Annotated in this window: 22 protein-coding genes; 6 read left to right on the top strand and 16 right to left on the bottom strand. The window is 58.7% G+C overall.

From position 1 onward, the window contains the following. Positions 1-16 precede the first annotated feature (16 nt). Positions 17-1,342, top strand: a complete 1,326-nt coding sequence (locus AABM55_RS15805; protein WP_347926892.1) for a sigma-54 dependent transcriptional regulator — start codon at positions 17-19, stop codon at positions 1,340-1,342. A gap of 65 nt (positions 1,343-1,407) precedes the next feature. Here AABM55_RS15805 and AABM55_RS15800 read toward each other — a convergent pair whose 3' ends face one another. The 9 genes from AABM55_RS15800 to AABM55_RS15760 form a co-directional block, all read right to left on the bottom strand. After that, positions 1,408-2,682 (bottom strand): hypothetical protein, encoded by a 1,275-nt coding sequence (locus tag AABM55_RS15800; RefSeq protein ID WP_347926890.1) that lies wholly within the window; start codon positions 2,680-2,682, stop codon positions 1,408-1,410. Between the two features lie 46 nt (positions 2,683-2,728). Then, positions 2,729-3,469, bottom strand: a complete 741-nt coding sequence (locus AABM55_RS15795) for a hypothetical protein (RefSeq protein WP_347926888.1) — start codon at positions 3,467-3,469, stop codon at positions 2,729-2,731. 33 nt (positions 3,470-3,502) lie between these two features. Further along, positions 3,503-4,183 (bottom strand): C39 family peptidase, encoded by a 681-nt coding sequence (locus AABM55_RS15790; RefSeq protein ID WP_347926887.1) that lies wholly within the window; start codon positions 4,181-4,183, stop codon positions 3,503-3,505. Between the two features lie 70 nt (positions 4,184-4,253). After that, the gene (locus AABM55_RS15785; RefSeq protein ID WP_347926885.1) at positions 4,254-5,549 is read right to left on the bottom strand and encodes a heme utilization protein; all 1,296 of its coding nucleotides are present in this window, start codon (positions 5,547-5,549) and stop codon (positions 4,254-4,256) included. A gap of 54 nt (positions 5,550-5,603) precedes the next feature. Next, a complete protein-coding gene (locus tag AABM55_RS15780) occupies positions 5,604-6,176 on the bottom strand; it encodes an adhesin (RefSeq protein WP_347926884.1) in 573 nt (190 codons plus the stop codon). Further along, the gene (locus tag AABM55_RS15775; protein WP_347926882.1) at positions 6,173-6,613 is read right to left on the bottom strand and encodes a hypothetical protein; all 441 of its coding nucleotides are present in this window, start codon (positions 6,611-6,613) and stop codon (positions 6,173-6,175) included. The genes AABM55_RS15780 and AABM55_RS15775 overlap by 4 nt, the downstream gene beginning before the upstream one ends. Before the next feature lie 331 nt (positions 6,614-6,944). Continuing rightward, positions 6,945-7,469, bottom strand: coding sequence for an AAA family ATPase (locus AABM55_RS15770; RefSeq protein ID WP_347926880.1), 525 nt, complete (start codon positions 7,467-7,469; stop codon positions 6,945-6,947). Next, a complete protein-coding gene (pnuC, locus tag AABM55_RS15765) occupies positions 7,466-8,029 on the bottom strand; it encodes a nicotinamide riboside transporter PnuC (protein WP_103316511.1) in 564 nt (187 codons plus the stop codon). The genes AABM55_RS15770 and pnuC overlap by 4 nt, the downstream gene beginning before the upstream one ends. A gap of 219 nt (positions 8,030-8,248) precedes the next feature. Continuing rightward, complete coding sequence (locus tag AABM55_RS15760) at positions 8,249-9,883, bottom strand: methyl-accepting chemotaxis protein (RefSeq protein ID WP_347926878.1); 1,635 nt, start codon at positions 9,881-9,883, stop codon at positions 8,249-8,251. Between the two features lie 297 nt (positions 9,884-10,180). On the opposite strand from AABM55_RS15760, the gene AABM55_RS15755 reads away from it, so the two are divergent. Together AABM55_RS15755 and AABM55_RS15750 are read left to right on the top strand one after the other, a co-directional pair. Beyond that, positions 10,181-11,011 (top strand): undecaprenyl-diphosphate phosphatase, encoded by an 831-nt coding sequence (locus AABM55_RS15755; protein ID WP_347926876.1) that lies wholly within the window; start codon positions 10,181-10,183, stop codon positions 11,009-11,011. Next, positions 11,008-11,412, top strand: a complete 405-nt coding sequence (locus tag AABM55_RS15750) for a DUF1294 domain-containing protein (RefSeq protein WP_347926875.1) — start codon at positions 11,008-11,010, stop codon at positions 11,410-11,412. Before AABM55_RS15755 ends, AABM55_RS15750 begins: the two co-directional genes overlap by 4 nt. Here AABM55_RS15750 and AABM55_RS15745 read toward each other — a convergent pair. Next, entirely contained in the window at positions 11,409-11,768 is a 360-nt protein-coding gene (locus AABM55_RS15745; protein ID WP_347926873.1) for an MmcQ/YjbR family DNA-binding protein, read from the bottom strand. The two genes, AABM55_RS15750 and AABM55_RS15745, sit on opposite strands and share 4 nt — an antisense overlap. Then, complete coding sequence (locus AABM55_RS15740; protein WP_054597503.1) at positions 11,765-12,673, bottom strand: LysR substrate-binding domain-containing protein; 909 nt, start codon at positions 12,671-12,673, stop codon at positions 11,765-11,767. Before AABM55_RS15740 ends, AABM55_RS15745 begins: the two co-directional genes overlap by 4 nt. 128 nt (positions 12,674-12,801) lie before the next feature. Between AABM55_RS15740 and AABM55_RS15735 the strand changes: the two genes are divergently transcribed. Next, positions 12,802-13,413 (top strand): FMN-dependent NADH-azoreductase, encoded by a 612-nt coding sequence (locus AABM55_RS15735; RefSeq protein WP_347926871.1) that lies wholly within the window; start codon positions 12,802-12,804, stop codon positions 13,411-13,413. 262 nt (positions 13,414-13,675) lie between these two features. Further along, positions 13,676-14,722: a dienelactone hydrolase gene (locus AABM55_RS15730; RefSeq protein WP_347926869.1), complete on the top strand. Its 1,047-nt coding sequence runs from the start codon at positions 13,676-13,678 to the stop codon at positions 14,720-14,722. Positions 14,723-14,733: 11 nt separating this feature from the next. Here AABM55_RS15730 and AABM55_RS15725 read toward each other — a convergent pair whose 3' ends face one another. From AABM55_RS15725 to efeU, 5 genes are all read right to left on the bottom strand, one after another. After that, complete coding sequence (locus AABM55_RS15725; RefSeq protein ID WP_347926867.1) at positions 14,734-15,930, bottom strand: MFS transporter; 1,197 nt, start codon at positions 15,928-15,930, stop codon at positions 14,734-14,736. Positions 15,931-16,209: 279 nt separating this feature from the next. Next, positions 16,210-17,034, bottom strand: a complete 825-nt coding sequence (gene efeO / locus AABM55_RS15720) for an iron uptake system protein EfeO (protein WP_054597499.1) — start codon at positions 17,032-17,034, stop codon at positions 16,210-16,212. Positions 17,035-17,068: 34 nt separating this feature from the next. Further along, positions 17,069-18,367, bottom strand: a complete 1,299-nt coding sequence (efeB, locus tag AABM55_RS15715; RefSeq protein ID WP_347926866.1) for an iron uptake transporter deferrochelatase/peroxidase subunit — start codon at positions 18,365-18,367, stop codon at positions 17,069-17,071. Positions 18,368-18,384: 17 nt separating this feature from the next. Then, positions 18,385-19,584 (bottom strand): iron uptake system protein EfeO, encoded by a 1,200-nt coding sequence (gene efeO, locus AABM55_RS15710; protein ID WP_347926864.1) that lies wholly within the window; start codon positions 19,582-19,584, stop codon positions 18,385-18,387. A gap of 8 nt (positions 19,585-19,592) precedes the next feature. Beyond that, a complete protein-coding gene (efeU, locus tag AABM55_RS15705) occupies positions 19,593-20,444 on the bottom strand; it encodes an iron uptake transporter permease EfeU (protein WP_347926862.1) in 852 nt (283 codons plus the stop codon). Between the two features lie 249 nt (positions 20,445-20,693). On the opposite strand from efeU, the gene AABM55_RS15700 reads away from it, so the two are divergent. After that, on the top strand, positions 20,694-21,713 hold the full coding sequence (locus AABM55_RS15700) for an AraC family transcriptional regulator (protein ID WP_347926861.1): 1,020 nt from the start codon (positions 20,694-20,696) through the stop codon (positions 21,711-21,713). Positions 21,714-21,842 lie beyond the last annotated feature (129 nt).

The following is a 21,842-nucleotide window of genomic DNA, read 5'->3' as shown; positions in this document are numbered from 1 at the left end:
GCGCCAAGGAACAGTCATGACCGAAACGCCTGCATTGCGACGTTTGCTAGTGGTTGATCCGTGTGACGACTGCCATCGCTTATTACCCGGCCTGCGTACGATCGGCTGGGATGTCGACAGTTGTACCCTGGAGAACGCTTCCCATCGTTCCTGTGATGTCGGCCTGCTGCGCCTTAAACCTGTTCATTTTGAGCGTCCTGAAGCCGTCAAGGAACTGATCAGCCGTAGCGGCACTGAATGGATCGCTGTTCTCAACCAGGAAGTCCTGCGGTTGCAGAATGCCGGCGATTTTGTCTGCGAATGGTTTTTCGATTTCCATACCTTGCCGTTTGACGTCTCCAGGGTTCAAGTGACCCTTGGGCGGGCGTTTGGCATGGCCCGTTTGCGCGGCCAGGGCACGATTCACGTCCACCAGCCCGAGCATGAACTGCTGGGCGACAGTCGGCCGATCCGCGAACTGCGCAAATTGCTGAGCAAATTGGCGCCTACCGAGTCGCCGGTGTTGATTCGAGGGGAAAGTGGTACCGGTAAAGAGCTGGTCGCCAGAACCTTGCACCGTCAGTCGCAACGCCACAGTAAACCGTTTGTCGCGATCAATTGCGGGGCGATTCCCGAGCATCTGATTCAGTCCGAGCTGTTTGGTCACGAAAAGGGCGCTTTTACCGGTGCACACCAACGTAAAGTCGGACGCATTGAAGCCGCCAATGGTGGCACCCTGTTTCTGGATGAAATAGGTGATCTGCCCCTTGAACTGCAAGCGAACCTGTTGCGTTTCCTGCAGGAAAAGCACATCGAACGGGTGGGGGGCAGTCAGCTTATTCCGGTGGATGTCCGGGTCTTGGCAGCCACTCACGTGGACCTGGAAGCTGCGATCGAGGCCAAGAGTTTTCGCGAGGATTTGTACTACCGGCTCAACGTCCTGCAGGTGGTCACTGTGCCGCTACGCGAGCGTCATGGCGACCTGGCGTTGCTGGCCAACCATTTTTCCCACTTTTACAGCCAGGAAACCGGACGTCGGCCGCGCAGTTTCAGCGAAGACGCGCTGATCGCCATGGGCAAGCACGACTGGCCGGGCAATGTCCGTGAGCTGGCGAACCGGGTGCGTCGAGGGTTGGTGCTGGCTGAAGGCCGACAGATCGAGGCACGGGACCTGGGGTTGATTGGCCAACAGGTGATTACCACGCCAATGGGCACTCTGGAAGACTACAAGACCCGCGCCGAACGCCAGGCATTGTGCGACGTATTGAACCGCCACAGTGACAACCTCAGTGTGGCCGCTCGAGTACTGGGCGTTTCCCGGCCGACTTTTTACCGATTGCTGCATAAGCACCAGATCCGCTAGGGCGCGGAGAAACGAAAAGGCCCGCTGCGATTTACGTCGCAGCGGGCCTTTTCCTTGCGTGATGTTTAGAAGTAGTACGGGAATTTCAGGCTGAAGGAGAAGGCCGGTGCATCCTGGGTCAAGCCGATGGCGAGGTTGGGGACTATCGTCAGTTTGTCGGTTGCCGCCATGGTCAGGCCGATGTTGAAGTTGGCAGCGTTGTAGTCGCTGTCCGGGATTGATTGCCAGTCCTGGCCGCTGGGTTTGACTTTGCTTTTGCGGGCGAATTGGTCGGAAAACGAAAACGACATACTCATTTTCTCGTTCAAGGCAAACGCAATGCCGGCGCCGATCTGCCAGGAATCGCCGAGTTTCACGTCTCCCGGAACCGTAGAATTTACAGTGGGGCTGATATCGCTGAAGGAGTCCTGCATGTTGTAGGTATAGGACAGGCTGCCGAAGAGCACGGCAGGGTCGAAGGTCTTGACCAGTGAGATACCCGGGGTAATCGACCAGACACCGTTGCCGGTAGGGAGTGACTGAGGTACCGACAAATTGTCGTTGCCCGGGTCCTTGATCAGCTTGATTCCGTACGGATTTTTGCCGGTCGGCGCCTTGACTCGCAGAGTGACGACCGCGTCGGGCAGGTTTTCCGATTCATCCAGGAACTTGTAGGCAACACCAAAGTTGACATCGCCTATGGTCGGATCGCGCTTGACGGTGGCGTCGGATGAGACCGGGGCTGCGCCTCCTGCACCACCAGAAGAGTATGTCGATTCTCGGTAGACAACCGGGACGTTGATATCGAACTGCCAGCGTTGCGCCACGTTGTAGCGGCCTGTCAGGTCCAGGGTCCAGTTGTCGGCCTTGATGCGGTCAATGTTGATGTTGCCGAGAAAAATCGAGTCAAGGGCCAGAAAGCCATTGAGCACCAATGCACGGGTATCGTAGTGGGTATAGGTCATGCCCGTTTCGAAACTGAACTTGCCACCACCGAAGAAACCGCTGGCTTCGTCATACAGGTTGGACACGCTTTGCGCCGGTCCCGAGTCGTCCTTGAGCGACTGCCCATACGAACTGGTCCCCGGGGCACCCGTGGCCACGGTCTTGGCGCCTGCGGTCTTCTCGGCAGGGGAGCGGGTCAGGCGCTTGGGAGCAGGTGTTGCTGGTGTTTCTTCGACTTGTTTAACGCGCTGCTCAAGTACCATCAGCGCGTTTTGTTGTTCTTGGTAACGCTGTTTCAGCTCCATGAGTTCTTGTTTTAAGGCTTCTACCTGGGGGTCCGGTGCGGCTTGCAGCAAAGTGGCCGGGACCAAGGTACTCAAACAAACGACAGCTCTGAACGTAAAAGATCTGTGCATGGGTTTGTCGTCCCTTCTGACTACATTCAATGAGACTCAGCGTAGATCAGTATCCTAGAGTGCGTAGGCCTTTTAGTTGGTCCAGATTGCAGTCCAGCGCCCCGACGGTCGGCAGGTTATTGCGCAGGACAACATTGAGGGACGTCAGGTTGTTCACCTGGTTTCTTCCGCCGAGCAAGGTCGCGTTCTGCATCAGGCCGCCCTGGGCAAGGCGTTGCACGGTACTGCCCTGATTGTTGTTGGCCTGGATGCTCAACTGCACGCCAGTGTTACTTGACGACATACTGAAGGTGCCGGCAGCGTTGGACGCAGACAGGGTCGTACCGGCGGCCAATGGCTGGCCCTGGGTATCCATTTGTGGTGCCTGGTTGGCTTCTTTGACGTTGATGTCGACATTGTTGTAGGCGCTGTTGTAGTCGCCAGCGGCGCGCACGACCTGGGTTACGCCCTGGGTGGTGCTGAGGCCGGCGCCGCCGCTGACATTGCCGGAACCCTGGGAGACCGGTGAACCATCACCTTTCTTGTCGATCATCGACACATAGAACTGTGGCTTGATGGTCGATTCCTGAATCTGCATCGAGGAGGTTGCCCCGATCACTTCGCCGCTGGCATTTTGCCAGGTACTGGTCATGACAATCCCGAAACTGATGATCCGACCCGGCATGACATACCGGCCGCGAAGGGTCGCCAACTCCTGATCCTTGAGTTCAATCGGTTTGAACGTGAGTGCTTGTGTTGGCAGGCTGGCGGCCAGGCAAACGACGGCCAGCCAGTATGGAGTCTTCATTGGATACTCCCGGAGCTTCGTGCTCCCTTGTCATTAGAAAAAGTCGCTCTGGATGAATCCGAAATCCATCAATTCTGTGTCCCGCACCGGACTGAAGGTGTTGATGCGGTTCTTGGCGGTCAGTGGCAAAGGCGGATCGCGCAAGACGTTGGTCTTGTCGTAGCCCTGGCCTATGACGGCGAAGATGATGCCGTTCCAGCCTTTGACAAAATCGTCGAACTTGAAGCGTCTGTGACCGAGTACCGGATCACCGATATACACCCAGTCTTTCTCCGCTTTTTGCATGACCACGAAGTGCTTGTAGCCGCGGATGTCCATGAGCACGATGACCGGAATGGCGACGCTGGTCAGAGTTTCCGGCGTTACCCGATAACCACGGGCCCGCATGCCGATACTTTCGACGTAACGCTTCATGTCGAGCATGGAGAAGCCCTGGACGCGGACCAGATTCTGGTCGGAGTGAGCCAGCATGCCTTCGATGATTTGTGCCTCGGTTACGTCCAGCCAATAGGCCTGGCGCAATATGGTCGCCAGGGAAGCTGCACCGCAACTGAAGTCGGTTTTCTGTTGGACCAGGTCGGCAAATTTGCGCTCACGCATGCTCTGGACCGGTTTGAAAACGACCGCTCCGCCGGGCAAGACGGAAAGCGGCATTTGTCCCGCTTCGCTCAGACCAGCCAGAAAAACCAGGAACGCCAGGGCGAAAATGCGCATGATCGGAAGCCCTCGTGCAAGAGTGAAAAAAAGCCCCCCGAAGGGGGCTCTCCAGACTCTGGAGCCAGGTTTACAGGCAGGTTCTGCAACCGGATGCAATGGACAGCGAGTTGCTTTGCTGGTTGCCAGCACCGGCAGCCACGTTGACGCCCAGGTTGCCACTGCCACCATTCACCGAACCGTTCAGGTTAGCAGTGTTGGTCACAGGGTTTGCCCAGCCAGTTGGGGTCAGCACTTGCCAGGACACGGTGTTGCTCAAGTCAAAGGCGCTGGACTCGCTGAAGCTTTGCGATTTATCTTTCGATTCACTGCCAGAAGCGGCGAACGATGCGCTGCCCGATGCGTCGCGCGATGCGCTGCTAGATGCGCTGCGCGATGCGCTGCTCGATGCGCTGTGCGATGCGCTGTTCGATGCGCTGCGCGATTTGTCGATCGATGCGGCGAGCGATGCGTCGATATCGGCGTCGAAAGTCGCACTCCTGCTGCTGGTGTGCCAGCCATTAGTCCTGCTAGAGCTAACGTCCACATCCACGTCCACATCCAGACTAGCTTTCAAAGCAGCATGCGAAGCAGCGGCGCTGGCGGCGGCGCTGGCATCGGCGCTGGCAGAGGCGCTGGCAGAGCTCGAAGCAGATTTCGTAGCTTCGTGCGTAGCAAAGGCGGTATCCAAGCGCTTGGTAAAGTCCGAAGCAGAGTGCGATTTGGATGCCTCGCTGAAAGACTGATGACCGCTGGCTGAGACGGTACGCGACAGCGTATCCAGGCGGTAGGTCCGATCGGCGTCGTTATCCACCCTCAGGCCTGGGCCTGATTGGTCGGCACTCGCGGTTGCAGTCGCGTGCTTGCCGCCAGACACAGCGATCGCCATGGTGTTTTTCTGTTGGTTAAGGTCGCCAGCAGCCATGTTGATGCCCATGTTGCCGCTGCCGCCGTTAGCCGAACCACTCATATTGGCGCTGTTGTTGGTGGATTGGTTGTAGACCTCGTTGTTGCTTTGGGTTTGCGTGACTTTGGCGGTTGCTACCACAGACCCGAAGACAAACGAGCCGTCACCGCTGGCGATGGCGGCAGCGTTGTCTTGTTGGTTGCCGTCGCCTGCTGCAACGTTGACACCCACGTTACCGGAGGCGCCCGTGGCCGAATTGGTCATGTTGGCAGTGTTTTTAGTCCCTTCATTGCTGATGTAGTTGCCAGTGCTGGTTTGTTTGTCCGTGGCGTTGGCAGTGGCGCCGGCATTGGTGGTGTCTTTTGGATTTACGTGATGACGATGATGATGCTCGTCATCACGCTGGCCAGCTTGTACTGCAATAGCCATTACCGCAGCGATTGCGAAAACCAGAGGCTTGAGTGCCATTGAGGGTTTCATGCTGATTCTCCGTACTTTATTTTTAGGTTAAGTGTTGTTTTTTTACCTTTTGGGTCAATCCGCGACCCGTACGCTCAGGGTGTTGGCCGTTCGGTTTCCCACCCCGGCGCTCTGATTCAACTGGATCACCCCACGGCTACCGGTGAAGGCCTGGTCGCTGGCAGCGACCTGGCGATGGCCAGGAGTAGGATCCGTTGAATCGGAGCTGTTGAGCAGCGCCACGTTCTGTTGCTTGAGGACGCTGTCGTCGATACTTTGCGGCGTAGCACTGATGCTTATCCGCAGGGCGTTGGCTTGCTGATTGCTGGCGCCCGAACTCTGGTTGACCCCCAGTACGCCATTGCCGTTACTGAAGGCGTTGCCTTTAATGGCTGACTGGGCATCGATCCTGGGATCGACCTGAGTACGCAACCGTTGGCGAATCTGCGTGGTGGCGCTGGCGTCGGTGTCAATGGCGATGGCTCGGGCGTTGGCCTGTTGTTGCTGATCGCCGGCAGCCTGGTTGACCGAGAAGTTGCCCTGGTACTGACTGCCGGAGTTGTCGATGGTGGCCGTATCGATGACAGGCGGTTGGGCAAAGGTCGGCGCACTGCAAAACATGGCCAGAATCAGCAGAGTGCGATTCATTTCATTGTCCCCCCGATAACATTCAGACTGCCCAGGCCTTGCTGGATGGTGCCGTCGATCCTGTTGGCAATACCGTTGCCGGAGCCCGCGGAATGTCCTGCGGACAAACCGGGCAACTGTGTCTGACCATTGATGTTGCCGCTCAGCGTGCCGGTGGCTTGAGTGATCGTGCCGGCGATGCTTGCACCGCTGCTGATGCCGGAAATGTCACTGTCCGACAGTTCATTGGTTGCACTGATGACTTGTTTGGACGGGTTGGCATTGACGGTCAGGGGGGTGGGGTCGGGAACCATGGGGCGGCGAGTCGCGTTACGCGTTTGAACTTCCCGCTGGATGACGATGATTCCATCGGCGGCCCGGACAGGCAGACTGATGACAGAGCTGAACGCACATCCGATCAGCAGGAGGCGGATAAAGCCTTTATCGATTGTCTCCACGTCGGCACTCCCTCGTCTTTTGTGCGCTGGCCTTGGTCAGCGTTGTGAAGGAGAGAGCAGAAGCCGTGCCGCTTTTTATTTGTTGATTTAATTCAATGGGTTACGTGGTATTTCGGGCGGGGAGATGTATGAGCTGTATCAACCGTGAGACGGTACCGGCCATCGCGAGCCGCTCCTATCTGGCGAAAAGCTCTAAATCAAGTGTTTGCGGGCGAGTGTACCAATGACTTAACAGTCAGCATGACAAGGGTATAAGGACCGTTAACAGGCCTGTTACACGGCACTGGAGTGTTTCAAGAACGGACATGTGCTCCCTCAAATGCAGGTGCTTTCACGGCGTGAGCAATTGCTCCACGGCAGCAAAGGCCTGACGACGGCGCTCGGCCCAATCGCCATTGATGACTTGTAGTCGTTGCTGGTGTTGTTCCAGCCAGGCTTTTGTTGCGTTGAAGAACGCCAGGCGCTGGTTCAGATCCGGTTGGCAGCGTTGGCCGTCATCCGTCCAGTCCACCACCTCAGGGGAAAGCAACAAGTGCAAGTCATAGTGCCTTGCCAGCAGCGCGTCTTCGATCCAGGCGGGGCATTCGCCAAACAGGGTTTGGCTCCACAACACATTGCTTAACAGGTGCGTGTCGAGAATCAGCAGCGCGGGTCGCTGGGCTCGGGCGCTGTCTTCCCAGGCCATTTGACCACGAGCTATCTGCGGGATATCGGCAAGGCAGGTATCACGAGGGTTCTGCTCAATGAAGTAACGAACGAATTCACCCACCAGCAACCCACCAAAGTGGCGTTGAAGCTCTGCCGATAACCAGCTTTTGCCACTGGACTCCGGGCCGGTGAGTACCAGGACCTTCATGCGCGCAACGCCGGATCGGCCTGCCATTCGCGCCAGCCTTGCACGGCGATCAGCGTAAACAGACCATAGAGCGCAGCCGTCAGGTACAAGCCCTTGTAGATAAACAGCCCGACGAAAATCACATCGACGGCAATCCACAGCGGCCAGCATTGCAGGCGCTTTTGCGCCATCCACAGTTGCGCCACCAGACTGAAACCGGTCAATGCTGCGTCCAGCCAGGGTTGCGCGGCGTCGGTCCAATGAGCCATGGCCGCGCCCAGCAGCAAGCTGCCGACGGCACCGACGGCCAATCCTGCCCACATCGAGCGGCCATCCAGTTGCGTAACTTGCCGGCCATGTTGCGCTTCGCCGGCACGGGTCCATTGCCACCAGCCATAGAGCTGCAAGCCGGCGTAAATCACCTGCAGCAGCATGTCCGAATACAGCTTTACCTCGAAGAAGATCCAGCTATAGAGCAGCACCATGACCAGTCCGATCGGCCAGCACCAAGGGTTCTGTTTGACCGTCAACCAGACGGCAATCACGCCGAGTGCGGCGGCAAACAGTTCAAGCCCGGACATGAAGGATCCTTGGTGAAGTTGAAAAGGGCGCCGATTGTAACGCAGGTGGGGATTGTGGCGAGGGGGGGCTTGCCCGAAGCCGGTCAGTTAAGACGCGGACCCTGTGGGAGCGTGGCTTGCCCGCGAAGCGAACACCGCAGTTTTTCAGGCATTGCGCGTTATCGTTCTTCGCGGGCAAGCCACGCTCCCACATGGGCAGTGTTTCAGCGCAAGGTTCGTCTACACCCGAAACTGCTTGAGCAGGCCATTCAACTGCTCACTGAGTTCTTTCAAATGCACGCTTGCGACGCTCGACTGCTCAGCGGCCAAGGCGGTGCTGTGGGACAAACCCGCGGCCTGGGTGACGTTCTGGTTGATGTCCTCGACCACATGCGCCTGTTGCAGGGTTGCGCTGGCAATCGAGGCGTTCAGGCCGTTGAGATTGTTCAGGGCCTGGCCGATCGCGTTCAGGCTGGCACCCGCCAATCCGGCCTGTTCAATGGTCAGTTGCGAGGCGCGACTGCTGTCGCCGATCACTTTGACTGCCGCCTCGGAATGGCTCTGCAAGCGCTCGATCATCGACTGGATTTCAGCCGTGGACTTTTGCGTGCGCTGTGCCAGCAACCGGACTTCATCGGCCACCACGGCGAAGCCCCGTCCTTGCTCACCGGCACGGGCCGCTTCAATGGCCGCATTGAGCGCCAGCAGATTGGTCTGTTCGGCGATCGAGCGGATCACTTCGAGCACGCTGCCGATCTGTGTGCTTTCGGTGGCCAGGGTGCGGATAACCTCAACGGCTTGATCGATGGTGCTCGACAGTTGATCGATCTGCTGCAAGCTCCCATCGATGTTCACTTGCCCCTGTTGTGCCTGCGCTTGCGCATCGCGCATTTCGCTGGCGGCGTGTTCGGCATTCCTGGCCACGTCCTGCACGCCATAGGTCACTTCATTGATCGCGGTCGCCACCAGCTCCATTTGTTGGGACTGTTGCTGGCTGCGCGCCTGGGCCTGGGCCGCATCGTTGCCCAAGTCGCTGGATGACTGCCCCAGGGCACTGGCGGACAGCTGCAATTGAGTGATGACCCGGCGCAGTTTTTCCGTGAAGGCGTTGAAATGCTGCGCCAATTCGGTCACTTCGTCCTGACCATGGGTATCAAGGCTACGGGTCAGGTCGCTTTCACCGCTGGCGATATTGGCCATGGCGTGCACGGTTTCCTGGAGTGGGCGCACGATACTGCGCGCAATCAGGATCACCAGCAGTGCCATAAGGACAGCAATGGCAAGCCCGACAAGCGATGTCTGCCACATTTGTGCGTAAAACTCGGCCTGCATGTCATCGATGTACACACCCGAACCAATGACCCAGCCCCAAGGCTCGAAGAGTTTCACGTAGGAGGTCTTCTGGACCGGTGTACTGGCACCCGGCTTTGGCCAGCGATAGTCAACCATGCCGGCGCCCTTGGCCTTGGCGAGGGCCGCCATCTCGTTGAACAACGCGAAGCCGTCCGGATCCTTGATCGTGGAAAGGTTCTGGCCTTCGAGTTTCGGATTGGTCGGGTGCATGACCATCACGGGTGTCAGGTCGTTGATCCAGAAGTAGTCGTTCTGGTCGTAGCGCAATCCGCGCACCACGCTCAATGCCTGTTTCTGCGCCGCTTCGCGGGTCAGGGTGCCGGCGGTTTCCAGGTCGTGGTAAAAGGCCAGAATGCCGCTGGCCGTCTGCACCACATGCTGGGTTTTCTGGGCCTTGGCCTGATAAAGGTCATCGTGGATCTGATTGAGCATCAGCACACCCAACGTCAACAGCATCAGCACAGCCACAATCAGGATGAGCCACAGACGGCGGCTGATCGACACACTGCGCAAGCTATTCATAACCGTGTTACTCCTGGTTTTTTCTTGTTCTTGTCATAAACGACCGCCAGCATTCAGGCACGCTTTTGCTGTTGAGCCAACCCTACTCAAGTCCAATTACGGCGCAGCGTAATTCAGGCATGTCTGATAGGATTTCGGCCGCGTCAGCAAAAACCTGAAGTTGCGCTGATTTTTTACGGGGTTTTACGGCTTCGCGTGGGGATCGTGCGAATTGTCATTCGGTGACGCTGATCGCAGTGGACGCTTGAATTTGATTAACGAGGCATGCCTTGGAGGCATGGTTTCATTGGGGGATTGATGGATTTTTGGACCGCCGTTCAGGCTTTGATTCTTGGCGTTGTAGAGGGACTGACAGAGTTTTTGCCCATTTCCAGTACCGGGCACCAGATTATCGTCGCGGATTTGCTTAACTTCGGTGGCGAGCGCGAGAAGGCATTCAACATCATTATCCAGCTCGGTGCGATCCTGGCTGTGGTCTGGGAGTTTCGCCGCAAGATCCTCGACGTGGTGACCGGGTTGCCAACGCAGCGCAATGCTCAACGGTTTACCGTCAACCTGTTGATCGCTTTCATGCCGGCTGTGGTGCTGGGGGTGATCTTCGCCAATATGATCCACAAATACCTGTTCAACCCGATCACCGTGGCGACGGCGCTGGTAGTGGGCGGGGTCATCATGTTGTGGGCTGAGCGTCGCGAGCACAGCGTGCACGCCGAAACTGTCGACGAGATCACCTGGAAAGATGCCCTGAAGGTCGGTTTTGCCCAGTGCCTGGCAATGATTCCCGGCACTTCGCGCTCCGGTTCGACGATCATCGGCGGCTTGTTGTTTGGCCTGTCGCGGAAAACCGCCACCGAGTTTTCGTTCTTCCTGGCCATGCCGACCATGGTCGGCGCTGCGGTGTACTCCGGCTACAAGTATCGCGACCTGTTTCAGGCGGCTGACCTCCCGGTGTTCGCCATCGGCTTCGTCACTGCGTTTATATTCGCGATGATCGCGGTCAAGGGCTTGCTCAAGTTCATCGCCAGCCACAGCTACGCTGCGTTTGCCTGGTACCGGATCGTGTTCGGCTTGTTGATCCTGGCAACCTGGCAGTTCGGTTGGGTCGACTGGGCGGCGGCTACATCATGATTGAGCCACGCAATGGGCGCGGGATTCAAAACCCGCGCCTCAAAGGCCTGGTGTTCCTGGCGCTGTGCGCTTTGCCGGCAATTGGCTCGATGCTTATGTGGTGGCGCGGGATTTCGCTGATTCCGCTCGCGGCCTATGGGATTGTCAGCCTGCTGGCGTTCCTCCTGTACTGGCACGACAAGCGCAAGGCCCGGGCCGACAGCTGGCGTACACCGGAAAACGTGTTGCACGCAATCGAACTGGCCGGTGGCTGGCCGGGCGCCTTGCTTGCCCAGCAAGTGTTTCGGCACAAGACCCGCAAAGTGTCTTATCAACTGGTGTTCTGGATCATCGTGCTGTTGCACGAGGTGTTCTGGATCGACCAGTTGTTTCTTGGTGCCGGCCTCTTCAGGCTCTTCTAAAGCAATAAACCGACCTGCACGCGCTTGGGCAACTTGCTCACCACCAGTTGGTGAGAACGTTGCAGCAAGCCTTGCAGTTCATCGGCGCCAAGTGGGTAGGGCGTTTGCATGATGATCCACTGCGCCCTTGCCAAATAGGGTGCCGGCCCGATACCCGGGCGGTCGACATGCCCCAGAAACAGCTCTTTGTCGACCTTGAACGCCAATGATTCACCCCGCAGGTTTATCAGGGCGAACATCTTGGTTCCAGCCACTGAAAACACCCGCACGCCACCCCATTTGTAATCTTCTTGCGCGCCGGGCAGTGCCAGGCAGAAACGCGCCACGTCTTCTTCAGTCATCGGTTTGGCCTTCATAACAGTCGATCCCCGCAGGCTTTGAATGATTCGGTCAAATGGTCAATCCAGGCGCGCACCGCCGGCAGCAAACCGCGCCGATGAGGGTAGACCGCCAGCAGCCAACCGCCAGGCAGTGACCACTCGGGCAACAACTGCACCAGCGAGCCGTTTTCCAGTTCTTCTTCGCAGTACATCATCGGCAGCAGGGTGAAGCCAAGTCCCGCCAGCGTGCAGGCTTTGCGCACGATGAAATCATCGATCCCCAGTCGTGCTTCCAGCGTCAGGTCGCACGTTGTGCCCTGAGCGTCGAGCATGCGCACATGCACCATGCGATCAGCTTCCAGGGCGCCGAGCACCGGAACCTGCTTCAGATCTTCCGGGCTGTTGATGGGATGCTCGCGTATAAAGGCCGGGCTGGCGATCATCACCATTTGCGCCTGGCGCAAACGTCGGGTGACCAGCAGCGGGTCTTCATCACCCAGATCGCGCACTCTCAAGGCGACATCGATGCCTTCGGTCACCAGGTCGACCCGGCGATTGAGCAACTGCATCTCCAATTGCACTTGGGGGAAGCGTTCCAGAAACGTGCTGATGACCGATGGCAAAAACTCATGAGCCAGCCCAACGGGGCAGGAAACCCGCAAGCGCCCTCGGGGTTCGCTGGACATGCTGGCGACGGCCTCGTCAGCCATTTCGGCCTCCAGCAGCATTGCCTGGCAATGGCGCAAATAGCGCTCGCCGACAGCGGTCAGCTTGAGCTGGCGGGTGGTGCGCTGGAGGAGGCGGGCACCCAGACGCTCTTCAAGTTCGGCGATACGCCGCGACAGCCGCGACTTGGGAATGCCCAACACGCGCCCGGCGGCGGCGAAACCGCCGGCTTCGACGACTTTGGCGAAGTAGTAAAGGTCATTGAGGTCTTGCATGGTTTCACTCGACTGTCCTATCAGTGGGACAAACTATCGCATTGTTGCTGACTAATCAGCTATTGGTTTCATCTGTAGGATTGTCTCCATCAGATCGCCCGGTGGCGATCCTCACTTGGAGATCCCACATGAAACTCTTGCACATCGATTCGAGCATCCTTGGTGACAACTCTGCTTCCCGTCAGCTGAGCCACAGTGTCGTCCAGGCCTGGAAAACCGCCGAGCCTGCTGCCGTGGTGACTTACCGCGACCTGGCCAGCGATGCCATCAGCCATTTCTCTGCCGCGACGCTGGTCGCTGCCGGTACCACCGCCGAGCTGCGCAACGCCGCACAACAGCACGAAGCTGAATTGAGCGCTTCGACCCTGGCCGAATTCCTCGCTGCCGATGCCGTCGTGATCGCAGCGCCGATGTACAACTTCACCATCCCGACCCAGCTCAAGGCCTGGATCGACCGCATTGCCGTTGCCGGCCAGACTTTCCGCTACACCGAAGCCGGCCCTGAAGGCCTGTGCGGCAACAAGAAAGTCGTGGTGGTGTCGACTTCTGGCGGGATGCACGTGGGTCAAGCGACTGGCGTAGGTCACGAAGAGTATTTGAAAGTCATGCTGGGCTTCATGGGCATCACCGACATCGAGTTCGTCCGCGCCCATGGCCTGGCTTACGGTGACGACGTTCGCAACAAAGCCATGAGCGATGCTCAGGCGCACATCAGCGAGCAATTGTTCGCTGCCGCGTAAGGCTTGCGTAAAGAGTTAAAAAGCTCAGGCAATACCCACTAGACTCTGTATTCTGATCGTCGTAAAACGATCGGGGTACGGAGTCTTTCTGTATCTGTATCAAAAGCGCTGTCGTTTTAGTTGTTGGCCCAGGTTATGCAGTCTCGGGTTATCGGCCCCGTTCTGCATAGACCTTGAAAGCCGCAATCGTCGGCGCAAGGCTTTAATCCAAGGGATTGGCGGAAAACGGGTATTCCAATCGGGTAACAAGGTGGGGCATCCCATGATGCGTCTTTGTGCAATGTTACTGATTTGCCTGCTCAGCAGCCTGAATTCAGTGCAAGCCGCGCCTGCGCCGCACCCTCATTGGAGCGTTGGCTACCATGAGCTGACGTTTCTCGATCCGCTGGATTCACAACCCATGCGGGCCATCGCCTTTTACCCGTCGACCGGCATCGAGCATTCAAGAAAGCTCGAGGGTTATCAAATCCAGGCGACCGAAGACGCAAGGGTCGCAATTGGCCGCTTTCCGATGTTGATGCTCTCCCACGGCAACATCGGCACCCCACTGGCGTTGCATGACCTTGCCACATCGCTGGCACGCAAAGGCTTTGTGGTGGTGGCGGTGATTCATCCCGGTGACAACTCCAAGGACCACAGCCGCCTCGGTACGTTAAGCAACCTTTATGGCCGGCCGATCCAGATTTCCGAAGCCATCACCGCAACCCTGGCCGATCCCATGCTGTCGCCGTTCGTCAATCCCGACGAGGTCGGAGTGATCGGTTATTCGGCCGGTGGCGAAACGGCGTTGATTCTTTCGGGCGCCACGCCGGACCTGAATCGTTTACGCCTGTACTGTAAAGAACGCCCCGACGACGGAGACGCCTGCAGCACCAACGGTGAACTGATTGTCGACCGCGATGACTTGCAACCAGTCGCTGACCCACGGGTTCACGCGCTGTTACTGATGGCGCCATTGAGCCTGAAGTTCGGCCGTCATACCTTGGCCGGTGTGCATGTGCCGGTGCTGCTCTATAGCGGCGATGGCGACAAACTGGTCGCCCTCGATAAAAACGCTGCTGCGCTCGCTCGTAAGCTACCCGTTGCTCCGGATTTCAAACTGCTGGCGGGGGCCGGGCATTTCGTGTTCATGGCACCGTGTACCCAGGAGCAACTCGCGGCGATGCCGGCCTTGTGCACCGATGCTGAGGGCGTTGACCGCGAGGGCATTCACCGTAACCTGATCTCCGAAGCGGGGAGATTCTTTGCTCAAACCCTGAGCAAGCCAAGCGGGGCGGGAATGCAGACGGCTGACCAGACGTTGCCGTAGACGCCAGGGTCTTACGACGGGCTGAGTGCTGAGCGACGTTTCAGCAGCAGGGTCAGCCCCAGTCCGGTGATCGACAACAGCGCCGCGCAGAAGAAAATCCACGAGTACCCCAGATTCAGCGCCACCGCACCCATCAACGGCCCGGCAATCGCCAGTGCCAGATCGAAAAACACCGCATAGGCACTCAAGCCGGCGCCACGGCTGCTGCTTGGCACTTGCTTGATGGCCTCGACACCCAATGCCGGGTAGACCAGCGACAGACCGAACCCGGTCAGCCCCGCCCCCATCAACGCCACGGCCGTCGACGGGGCCAACCAGAGCAGGCCCAGCCCCAGGGTTTCGATGCTCATGCAGGCGATGGCCGAGTTGAACCCGCCAAAGCGGTTGATGCTGGAGATAAACAGCAGGCGCGAGAGGATGAAACAGATGCCAAAGACCGTCAGGCACCAGGCTGCACCGGTCCAGCCGCGACTGATATAGAACAGGGTAATAAAGGTGGTGAGCGTGCCGTAGCCGATCGAAGCCAGACTCAGGCTGGCGCCAAAGGGGGCGACGCGCCCGAACACCGCCCAGAACGGCAACCGCTCACCGCGAATGACCGGCACTGAGGGCTTGTTACGAATCAGCAGCAGCGCTGCCAGCGCCAGTACCGAGAGCGCAATCCCAAGGCTCACGAACCCCAACTGACTGACCATCACCACACCCAGTGGCGCACCAATCGCAATCGCGCCATAGGAGGCAATGCCGTTCCAGGAAATCGAGCGGGCGGTGTGTTCGGCTCCCACCTGGCCCATGCACCAACTGATGGTGCCGACGCCGATCAAGCCTTGGGCGATCCCCAACAACAATCGGCCGCCGATCAGAATCATCAGGCTCAGCAACGGCAGGCTCTGCAACAAGGTCGACAGCAGCGTCAGCACGCCACTGAGCATGATCCCCAGTAACCCGTAGACAATCGCCCATTTGGTGCCGATGTTGTCAGACATACGGCCCGCCATGGGCCGGCTGAGCAGGGTGGCCAGGTACTGCGAGCCGATGGTCAGCCCGGCAATGACAGCGCTGAACCCCAGTTGCTCATGGACATAGCCCGGCAATACAGCAATTGGCAGGCCAATACAGAGGAACGCAACAAAGGTATAAAAGACGATGGAGACGATCTGCAGGGTGATCGCCGTGGAGCGGGCGGGAGGCGTTTGTTGCACGGACATGAGCGCTCGTTCGCGGGCGGGCGGTTAGAGAGCTGCATCATGGCGTGGGCCTGAAATAAAAGGAAGCTGGCTAACGGTTTATGGAGGTCAACTGCATGACTTTTCAGACTGTAGGGTGGCTGTGGCGAGGGGGCTTGCCCCCGTTGGGTCGTGAAACGGCCCTGAATCTGCGATCGCGGTCGATCAGAAATACCGCGTTCAACGGATATACGACTGCCGCGCCCGAGCGCGGACCTGCCAAACGGGGGCAAGCCCCCTCGCCACATAAATTGCGCGGCCTTAGTTCAGGCCTAGTTTTCCACGCAGGGTCGACAGGTCTTCCGCCAGGGTATTGACCGGGCCGACCAGCGCCTTGCGGTCGTTTTCCTTGACCTTGTCGTAGGTCTCGAAACCGCCGCCAGCGGTTTTGTACTTGGCCAGAATCGTGTTCACGCTGGCGAAGTTCTTGTCGACTTTGGCGACGAAGGCCTTGTCCTGTTTCTCGAGTTGCGGACGGAACAGGTCGACGATTTTCTTCGCGCCGTCGATGTTGCCCTGGAAGTCATACAGGTCGGTGTGGCTGTAGCGGTCTTCTTCGCCGGAGATCTTGGTGGCAGCGACTTCTTCGAGCAATGTAGCGGCGCCGCCCACGACTTTTTCCGGCGGGAAGGTCAGGCCGGCAACGCGGGTTTGCAGGTCCTTGACGTCTTTGTTCAAACCGTCGGCCAGATCACCAAGGCCCTCGGTGCTTTTCTCGGAGAACAGGCTGTATTCGATGCGGTGGAAACCGGTGAAGTCTTCAGCCTTGACACCTTTTTCGTGGTCGTTGACGCGCGAGTCGATGGACGCATCGAGGTCACTGAACAGCTCGGCAATCGGCTCGATCGACTCGTAGTAAACACGGGTGGGCGCATAGAGTTTTTGAGCAGTGGCCAGGTCACCTTTCTTCACCGCGTCGGTGAATTGCTGGGTGTGGCTGGCAAACCCGTCGAGCTGCTCGGTGACGTAGATTTTGTAATCCGAGATCGGCCCCACCAGATCCAGCGGCGCTGTGGTGGCGAAAGCCGACAGTGGAGCGTGGAGCAAGCCAAGGGCGATCAGCAAAGCGAGAGGCGACTTCTTCATGGGACTTTTCCGTGGGTTTGTTGTGTTTAGGGGGTTAAGCCGTGGTTTTCGGTTGAGTAGCATCGAGCAATGAGCGACCGATAAAGTCTTTGTCGCCGGTTACGCCCGGCAAGGTGAAGAAATAGCCGCCGCCGATGGGCTTGAGGTATTCCTCCAGAGGTTCACCGTTGAGTCGGGTTTGCACAGTGATGAAACCGTTGTGCAGGTCGGCCTGGTAGCAGATGAACAGCAAGCCCATTTCCAGCTGACCGTTTTTGCTCACGCCGTTGGAATAATTGAACGGCCGACGCAGGATCAGATTGGCCTGGGTCGCGGCAGTGCGCGGGTTGGCCAGGCGGATGTGCGCGTCCATTTTGGTCAGTTTGCCGTGAGGGTCTTTGGCATAGTCGGGCACCTGGCTTTCATGGCTACCGCCGATGGGCGCGCCGGTACTTTTGACCCGACCGAGAATGCTTTCCTGTTCTTGCAGTGGCGTGCGATCCCAACGCTCGACGAGGTTGCGGATAATCCGCACCGCCTGATAGCTGCCATTGGCTGCCCAGGCCGGCTCATCGCTGCCTGGTTGCACCCAGACAATCTGCTCCATGGTTTTCTTGTCGTTGGAATCCGGGTTGGCCGAGCCGTCACGAAAACCGAGGAAGTTGCGCGCACTTTGCGCAGGTGTTCCAGGCTTTGCCGGTGCTTGCGGCGGTACGCTGCCTTCCTGTTTCCAGCGCACCAGCAGCAGGTCCGGCAGGTTCTTCACGATGTCGCGCAAGGCGTGAATATTGGTGTCGGCGGTGTTGGCGCAGAACTGCAGGCTCAGGTCGCCGTGGCAGAGTTCGGGTTGCAGTGCATCGTTGGGGAAGCCGACCATGCGGATCAATCGCTTGGGCTTGGCGCTGGCCAGGCCGAAACGCTCGTCGAACAGCGATTCACCCACCGAGACGGTGATAGTCAGGTTGTCGGGTGTCACCACCGGGCCAAGAATTCCCGAGTCCACGGGTGGGAACTTCGGGTCGACCTGAGCCACCGGGCCGCCGGTCATCAGGAACGCAATGCGTTGGTTCAACGTGCGAAACAGCCGCTCAAGGTCTTCGCGGTCGGTGGCCAATACGTCGAACGACACCAGCATGCCGCACGCCGGGCGTGGGGTGACGATGCCGGTCTGGTGCTGACCGTGGAAGTCATGGCGATCCTGGGTTTTGTCGCTGTTCGGTGCTTCAGTGACTTGCGCCGGGCTGGCGGCCATGGCCGGGCAGCTCAACGTGCTACCCGCCAATGCGACACCGGCGGCGCCCATGCCCAACAGTACGCGGCGACGCTGGGCATTAAACTGGTCTAAATCGTTCATCTGAATAGGTCTTCTGCTTATAGGCCGGAGAGGCCAAGGGCGGGATCGATTCCATCGAGTGCATCGGCCAGAACCTTGGCCTTGTCGGCGATTCGGGTGCGCTGATCGGCGCCAACACTGTCGTAACTGCTGTAGCCGTCTTTGACTCGCAAGCCATTGAGCTCGGCATCGAGAGCGTGAGTCGCCGTGTCCAATCGAGTCAGTAACGCGGCGGCAGGCTTGGTCAGTAACGGACGCAACAGATCGACCACTTTGCGGGTCACGTCCAGGTTGGCGGCGAATCCGTTGAGGTCGATGTGGCTGTAACGTTCTTCTTCACCGCTGCTGGCGCGTACATCGGCCATGTTGCGGAGATTGCGGGCGACGATGCTCACCAGTTGTTCTGGCGGCAGCGATTGAGCCAACAATTGCTGTTTGAGTTCGGTGACGTCGGCGACCAGACGCTGGGCGACCGGCGCCATACCGTTGATGTTTCGTTGCTGGAACAGCGCGTACTCGAGGCGGTGGAAGCCGACGAACTGCGGATCCTGTTCGCGCTTTTCAAAGTAATCGGCGCGAGCATTGATAACTTTGTCCAGCTCCGCCAGGCGTTGAGCCGCCGGGGCGAGGCGTTGATAGGCCACGCGGGCCGGCACGTAGAGTGCCTGGGCCTGACTCAGGTCACCGGCGTCGATTGCCTGTTGCAACGCGGTGACAGCGTTGATCAGTGCGGTGCCCTGACTGCTCAGGTAAACCCGAAACTCCGACAACGGACCGATAAATGCCACCATCGACGGCCGTGCCTGCGCCGCAGCATCGGATGCGACGGTGGGCGTGACGTGCAGCGTGCCGCGCGGATTGCTGAGCAAGCCGCAGGTAATCGCATAATCACCCGGCAGCAGGTTGGCGGTGATCACCTGGCTCAGGCCGGGGGCGATGTTTTCGCGTTCCTCAAGCACCAGCACACCGTCGAGAATCTCCCATTCAACCGCGCGATCCGAGTGGTTGACGATGCGAAAACTGCTGCGGCCCGCTGGAACGGTCAGCGCATTCGGCTCGCAACTGTGCGGATTAATCGTGACGGTGATCTCGTCATGATTTGTCTGACGCTTGGCCGCGGCCATTTGCGAGGCGTAGTAGAACAACCCGCCGGCGGCGATCATCACGATCACCGAACCGGCCACCGCCCAGCGCAGGGCGCGGGGAGGCGAGGTCTGAAGAGGGGCCTGGTTTGACATGAATGCCCTTAATGGCTGGAGACGGAAGAGGGTGGCGTGGTGGCCGGTTTGGCCGGCGCGCCAGTCGGGAGGAAGAACATCACCAGCGCGACCAGCAGATAAATCAGGTAGACGCCGAGGGTGCTGACGGTCGGGGCATCCTGATAACCGAACATGCCGGCCAGCACCGAACCCAACGGGCCATCCATCGGCAGGGTTGCGCTGAAATCGAAGAGCACGGTTTGCAGGTGATTCCACAGCCCGGCTTCATGCAGTGCGCGCACTGAGCTTGCGAGAATGCCGGCCGCCACCACCAGAATGAACAGCCCGGTCCAGCGGAAGAAAGCCGACAGGTTCAGGCGCATGCTGCCGCTGTAGATAAGGAAACCGATGACCATCGACAGCAGCAGGCCGAGCAGGGCCCCGATCGGCGCCCCGGGGCCTTCGCTTTGCTGGAATACCGCGAGCAGGAAGAACACGGTTTCCAGGCCTTCACGGGCAACCGCGAAAAACACCATGGCGATCAGCGCGGTAACCTGGTGCCTGGAGCCGGCCAGCGCGTGATCGAGAGAAACGTGCAGCGAATGCTTGATCGAGCGCGCGACCTTGCGCATCCAGAACACCATGGAGCTCAAAACCGCGACGGCGATCAGGCCGATGACGCCCTCGAAGAGTTCCTGTTGTTTTTGCGGGAATTCAGCGCTGACCAGTTCCAGGCCACCGCCCACCAGCAGGGCCAGCGCGACGGCGAGGAAGACCCCGACCCACATCGCGGGCATCCATTGGCCGCGTCCGGTTTGCTTGAGATAACTGGCAATGATGCCGACGATTAACGCCGCTTCAACGCCTTCGCGCAGCATGATCAGAAAGGGAACCAGCATTCAGCACCGCGTCATCTATGGAGTGGATGCTAATTTGTAACATAATGATACTCATTACTAAATAGAGGTGATTGTCATTTGCCTGAACGGCAGCTGAACAAGAGTAGGAGCAAGGCTTGCCCGCGAAAAACGATAACGTGCTGTACCTGATGAACCTCATAGCCAATTTCGCGGGCAAGCCTTGCTCCTACGGATCCTGTGCCTGCGCTAAGATGGCCGACAAACAAAAAACAGGGTTCACCACGTTCAATGTCGGAAAAAGACACCATCTCCATTCATTTGGTGCGCGAAGCATTGCTGCAAAGCTGCGAGTCGAGTGCTGTCAGCACTGAAGTCTTGCTCAAGGTCGGGATTGAACCGCGCTTGCTCTGTGTGGCGGGTGCGCGTGTTCCGGCCACGGCCTACGCACGGTTGTGGCGACTGTTGGCGCGGCGCATGGACGATGAGTTCTTTGGCATGGACCCGCGCCGGTTGAAATCCGGCAGCCTGGAGTTTCTCTGTCGTTGCGCCATGGCCCAGCCGACGTTGGCAGCCGGGTTGACCGCCGGGCTGGGGTTTCTGTCGTTGATGCTGGAGCGCATGCCGGCGCAGCTGGTTCATCAGCAAAGCCTGGCGGAAATCGTCCTGCTCGAAGACGACCAGGAACCGCGTCGCGCCTTCACTTATTTCACCTACTGGATGATCGTCCATGGTGTTGCCTGCTGGCTGGCGGGGCGGCGGATACCGATTCTGGCCATCGAACTGCGCTGCGCGGAACCGGACTTCTGCGATGACTATAAGGTGATGTTCTCCGAGAACCTGCGCTTCGACCGACCGCGTACACGGATGATTTTCTCGGCGGATTGCCTGGATCTGCCAATCAAGCGCAGCAGCGACGAGCTCAAGCGCTTTTTAGCCCATGCACCGGCCAATATCCTGGTCAAGTATCGCGATCCGCAAAGCCTCGCCAGCCGGATCAAACACGATTTGCGGCATCTGCCTGCCGAACAGTGGCCGGAAACCGACAGCCTGGCGCAGCGCCTGTGCATGTCCGCTTCGACACTGCGTCGACGCTTGGCAGAAGAAGGGCAAACCTATCAAGGCTTGAAGGACAGCGTGCGCAAGGAGCTGGCGATTGTCTGGCTGGCAGAACCTTCGATCAGCTTCGCCGAGATCGCCACGCGGCTCGGGTTTGCCGATGCCAGTTCGTTCTACAAGGCGTTTCGCAAGTGGTCGGGGTCCAATCCGGGGCATTACCGTAGCCTGATCCTCAACGAAGCAGGACAGTAATTGACTCCTGTGGCGAGGGAGCTTGCTCCCGTTCGATCGCGAAGCGGTCGCAAAGCCCGTTGATAGTGACCTTCTGATAGAACGCAATTGCAGATTTTGGGGCTGCTACGCACCCCGGCGGGAGCAAGC

It is taken from the genome of Pseudomonas helvetica, from assembly GCF_039908645.1.
Classification (GTDB): domain Bacteria; phylum Pseudomonadota; class Gammaproteobacteria; order Pseudomonadales; family Pseudomonadaceae; genus Aquipseudomonas; species Aquipseudomonas helvetica.
The sequence above is the reverse complement of the archived record's forward strand: the minus strand, read 5'-3'. Positions and strand labels throughout refer to the sequence as shown.